5 protein-coding genes are annotated in these 4,040 nt (G+C 74.9%); 3 read left to right on the top strand and 2 right to left on the bottom strand.

Annotation, left to right across the window (positions count from 1 at the left end; all coding sequences use genetic code 11):
* The first annotated feature begins 332 nt into the window (after positions 1–332).
* Positions 333–1,448 (top strand): tetratricopeptide repeat protein, encoded by a 1,116-nt coding sequence (locus ABZ914_RS48000; RefSeq protein ID WP_500201303.1) that lies wholly within the window; start codon positions 333–335, stop codon positions 1,446–1,448.
* 12 nt (positions 1,449–1,460) lie between these two features.
* On the opposite strand, the gene ABZ914_RS47995 is transcribed toward ABZ914_RS48000, so the two are convergent.
* Entirely contained in the window at positions 1,461–1,886 is a 426-nt protein-coding gene (locus ABZ914_RS47995; protein ID WP_500201302.1) for a PPOX class F420-dependent oxidoreductase, read from the bottom strand.
* Positions 1,887–1,941: 55 nt separating this feature from the next.
* Between ABZ914_RS47995 and ABZ914_RS47990 the strand changes: the two genes are divergently transcribed.
* On the top strand, positions 1,942–2,556 hold the full coding sequence (locus ABZ914_RS47990) for an alpha/beta hydrolase family protein (protein ID WP_500201301.1): 615 nt from the start codon (positions 1,942–1,944) through the stop codon (positions 2,554–2,556).
* Positions 2,557–2,672: 116 nt separating this feature from the next.
* Here the strand turns inward: ABZ914_RS47990 and ABZ914_RS47985 are convergent, their stop codons facing one another.
* Entirely contained in the window at positions 2,673–2,876 is a 204-nt protein-coding gene (locus ABZ914_RS47985) for a DUF5999 family protein (RefSeq protein WP_190868705.1), read from the bottom strand.
* A gap of 362 nt (positions 2,877–3,238) precedes the next feature.
* Between ABZ914_RS47985 and ABZ914_RS47980 the strand changes: the two genes are divergently transcribed.
* Positions 3,239–3,973, top strand: coding sequence for a (Fe-S)-binding protein (locus ABZ914_RS47980; RefSeq protein WP_500201300.1), 735 nt, complete (start codon positions 3,239–3,241; stop codon positions 3,971–3,973).
* Positions 3,974–4,040 lie beyond the last annotated feature (67 nt).

Below are 4,040 nucleotides of genomic sequence, written 5' to 3'. Positions count from 1 at the left end.
GGTACGCCCGCGGCTGTACCCGGCCCGCCCGTCGTCGGGCAGGCCCGCTGCGCTCGCTGGCGCTCGCTCCGCGTGCCTGCCCGTGACCGTGGCTGAGGTTCTTCTTCCGTATGGGTGTTCAGCCGGGTCACCGTTTGGGTGTTCGGCCGGGTCACCGTTGGGGTGTTCGGGCGGGGGGTTCGGTCGGCTTGCGTGGTCGGGGATACGGGGTTTTGTGATCTTGGCGGGGTTTCCGGGTGTCCTCCGGGACGGGCGGCGGCTCGGTCGCTAGGCTCTGGGCGGACCCGGCCCGCAGAGGGCACGGACCCCGACCCCCAGAGGGCAGAAGACCGATGAGCGAGTCCGCGGCCGACGACCCGGCCCTGTTGTGCGAGGAGGCGCGGAGCCTCGCGGAGAACGGCGCGGCCGGGGAGGCCGCGCTGCTGTTCGAGCGGGTGCTGGCGCTCGGCGACACCCCGTGCCGGGCGCAGGCCGCGCTCGGCCTCGCGGTCGTCCTGGACGACGGCGGCGACGTCGAGGCGGCCCGCGAGGCCGACCGGGCCGCCATCGCCACCGGCGACCCCGAGTACGGCCCCCGCGCCGCCTACCACCTGGCGCTCACCCACGAGCGGGCCGGGGAGCACGAGGAGGCGGCGCCCGCCTGGCGCGTCGTCGTCGACTTCGGCAACCCGGCGTACCTGCCGCCCGCCCACCTCGCCCTCGCCCGGCTCGCCGACGACGCGGGCGCGTTCGAGGAGGCGTGCGAGCACTGGGAGGCCGTGATCGGCACGGGCGACCCCGAATACGGGCCGCCCGCCGCGCACGACCTCGCCCAGCGGCTGCTGGAGCGCGGCGAGCCCGCCCGCGCGCAGCGGGTGCTGGCCGCGGGGCTCAGGCTGATCGAGCGGGACGGCGCCCCGTACGCGTACGCGCGGCTCGCCGTCGCGCTCGGCATCTCCTACCTCGACCAGGCCGTCGGCGCGTTCGGCGCGGCGCTCGGCGACCCGTCCGAGCCCGCCGACCCGGAGGTCGGGCCGCTCGCGACGGAGCTGCTGGCGCGCACGCTGCCGCTGCGCGGGCGCGGCGCGGAGGCGGGCGAGGTGTGGCGGCGCGGCCTCGCCGACCCGGGCGTCGCCGGGCAGGTGCGGGCGCGGCTGCGCCGCGACTTCGGCGACGAGGACGCCGACCCCGCCGACCTGTGGTGGGAGCCGGTCGTCGAGCAGGCCGTCAGCGACGGGACGCTGCCCGCGCTCGCCGGCGAGGCGTTCGGCGCCCTCGACCACATGTACGCGCTGCTGGCCGTCCGGCACGCGGGCGAGCAGGAGCGGCCCGGAAGCGTCGACGAGGTGATCGGCGACGCCGTCCGGGTGCCGGACGGGTATCCCTGGGGGCCGCTGCTGCACGAGAGCTTCGCGGAACGGCTGCGGCTGGCGATGGGCGCCCCGCCGCCGGAGCGCCCGGGAGGCTGACCCCGCGGCGCCTCAGTGCGCGATGTGGCGCTGGGCGACGACCTTGGTGATGCGGGCGCGGACGAGGTACTCGCCGGGCACCGCGTTGCGCGCCCCGAACTCCTCCGCGCGGTCCGCGCCCATGTAGCGGCCACCGATGGCGGTCGCCCACGTGCGCAGCTCGTCGAGGTCCTCGATGAGCCGCGCCTCGGCCTGCATCATCACGTACGAGAACGGCGGCGTCTGGTCGTCGACGCACACCGACAGGCGCGGGTCGCGGGCGAGGACGCGCGCCTTGATGCTCTCGTGGTAGGTGGTGAACAGCAGGTCGTCGCCGTCGAGGACGAACCAGATCGGCGTGACGTGAGGGGTGCCGTCCTTGCGGGTGACGCCGGCCTTGCCGGTGCGGGTGCCCTCCAGGACGAAGGCGCGCCATTCGCTGTCGGTCATGATCTCCATCCGTCCAGTGTGCCCCACGCGATCACCGGCCGTGCCGGGCCGATACCGTGGCGTCATGCAGATCCAGACCGCGCACGGGCCCGCCGAGGCGACCCTGGACGGCCCGGACCGCCCGGCGTTCCTGCTGGTCCTGACGCACGGGTCGAACGGGGGAGTGGACGCGCCCGACCTGCTGGCGGTCCGCGACGTCGCGCTCGGGCTGGACGGCGCGGTCGCGCGGGTCATGCAGCCGTTCCGGCTCGCGGGGCGCAGGGCGCCCGGCTCCGCCGTCAAGCAGGACGAGGCGTGGCTCGATGTCGTCGGGGCGCTGCGGGAGCGGTACGGGGACGTCCCGCTCGTGCAGGGCGGCCGAAGCAACGGCGCGCGCGTCGCGTGCCGGACGGCGACGGCGGCCGGCGCGGCGGGGGTGGTCGCGCTGGCGTTCCCGCTGCACCCGCCCGGCAAGCCGGAGAAGACCCGGGTGGACGAGCTGCGCGGCGCGGGCGTGGAGGTTCTGGTCGTCAACGGCGACCGGGACCCGTTCGGGGTGCCGGACGCGGCGGACGCGGCGCATGTCGAGGTGCTGCCGGGGGAGCGGCACGACCTGAACAAGAACCCCGCCGAGGCGGGCCGGGCGGCGGAGCCGTGGCTCCGGCGCTGGGCGGCGACACCGGCGCGGACGGCCCGGTGAACAGGGTCTGGACAGCAGTACGCCCCTGGGCCCGGTGCGGGCCCAGAGGGCGTGGTCGGGCGGGCGTGCCCCCGAGGATGATCACCCGTTCGAACTAGTCCCCCGTCGGAGACTCGTCACGCGGCGGACGGCGCCTTCAGGTCCGTCGGCCGGTGCGGGGCGATGACCACTCCATCGGGCAGCAGCTCGCCGGTGTCCTCGAAGAGCACGACGCCGTTGCACAGCAGGCTCCACCCCTGCTCGGGATGGGCGGCGAGCGTCCTGGCGGCGTCGCGGTCGGGCGCGTTGTGCGAGGGACAGGGCGGCTGGTGCGGGCACATCGGCGTGCCTCCGGTCTCAACTACTGGTCGGTTGTGGTGCTTTCCCTTATGACGCACCCCAGTGTGGAACGGTTCGCTCGACCCGGCCATAGCCCGTTGGGACGGTTGTCCTTTGGTACCGGAGTGCCGGTGATCTGTGACCCGCCTCACCCTGAGGTGCCAGGCATAGCGTTCCTCACGCTCGATAACGGACGAAGAACGACACGCCGACGTCCGGAAAACGTTCCCGCCCGTTGGATCTTCCTTACCGGGGCGCCCGGTTCCGGTCGGCGTGTGCGATCGTTTCACCCGGACGCGGCCTCCGGGCGTCCTACGATGTGCCCCGGGGACCGGGCTTTGCGAGCGTGGGGGGTGAGGCCGGTATGCGCGTCGCGCTGTTCGTCGCGTGCTTCGACGACGCGTTGTTCCCCGCGACCGGCAGGGCCGTGACGGCGCTGCTGGAGCGGCTCGGCCACGACGTCTCCTACCCGCCCGGCCAGACCTGCTGCGGCCAGGTGCACTGGACGACCGGCTACCACCGCGAGGCGGCCGGCCTCGCGCGCGCGTTCACCGCCGCGTTCGAGGGCGCGGAGGCGATCGTGGCGCCGTCGGCGTCGTGCGCCGCCGCCGTCCGCGACGCCTACCCGCGGATCGCGCGGGCGTCCCGCGACGCGGCGCTGGCCCGCGCCGCCGAGGACCTGGCGGTCTACGAGCTGACCGAGTTCCTGGTGGACGTGCTCGGCGTGACCGACGTCGGCGCCTACTTCCCGCACCGCGTCACCTACCACCCGTCCTGCCAGTCCGCGCGGACCCTCGGCGTCGCCGACCGGCCGCTGCGGCTGCTGCGCGCGGTGAAGGGCCTCGACCTGGTGGAGCTTCCGGCGGCGGACGAGTGCTGCGGGTTCGGCGGCGCGTTCGCGATGAAGAACGCCGATGTCTCGGTGGCGATGGTGGCCGACAAGGTCCGGCACGTCCGCGACACCGGCGCGGACGTGGTGTGCGCGGTCGACAACGGCTGCCTGGCGCACATCGGCGGGGCGCTGTCGCGGCTGCGCGGCGGGGTCCGGGTCATGCACCTGGCCGAGATCCTGGCCGCGTGCCATGGGGCCGGATGCTAGTAGTGGAGGAGGCGCCCGTTCGGTAAACGGCGAAAATGAGCGCGGCGTGTCCAGGAAAGTGCCCGGA

The sequence above is a fragment of the Spirillospora sp. NPDC046719 genome, assembly GCF_040645715.1.
In the GTDB taxonomy this organism is placed as follows: domain Bacteria; phylum Actinomycetota; class Actinomycetes; order Streptosporangiales; family Streptosporangiaceae; genus Spirillospora.
This window is presented reverse-complemented; position numbering and strand designations above follow the sequence as displayed.

Excerpts from the sequence above, each read along its gene's own strand:
- ABZ914_RS47990 (WP_500201301.1), top strand. The coding sequence starts at position 1,942 with ATGCAGATCCAGACCGCGCACGGGCCCGCCGAGGCGACCCTGGACGGC.
- ABZ914_RS47980 (WP_500201300.1), top strand. The coding sequence starts at position 3,239 with ATGCGCGTCGCGCTGTTCGTCGCGTGCTTCGACGACGCGTTGTTCCCC.
- ABZ914_RS48000 (WP_500201303.1), top strand. The coding sequence starts at position 333 with ATGAGCGAGTCCGCGGCCGACGACCCGGCCCTGTTGTGCGAGGAGGCG.
- ABZ914_RS47995 (WP_500201302.1), bottom strand. The coding sequence starts at position 1,886 with ATGGAGATCATGACCGACAGCGAATGGCGCGCCTTCGTCCTGGAGGGC.
- ABZ914_RS47985 (WP_190868705.1), bottom strand. The coding sequence starts at position 2,876 with ATGTGCCCGCACCAGCCGCCCTGTCCCTCGCACAACGCGCCCGACCGC.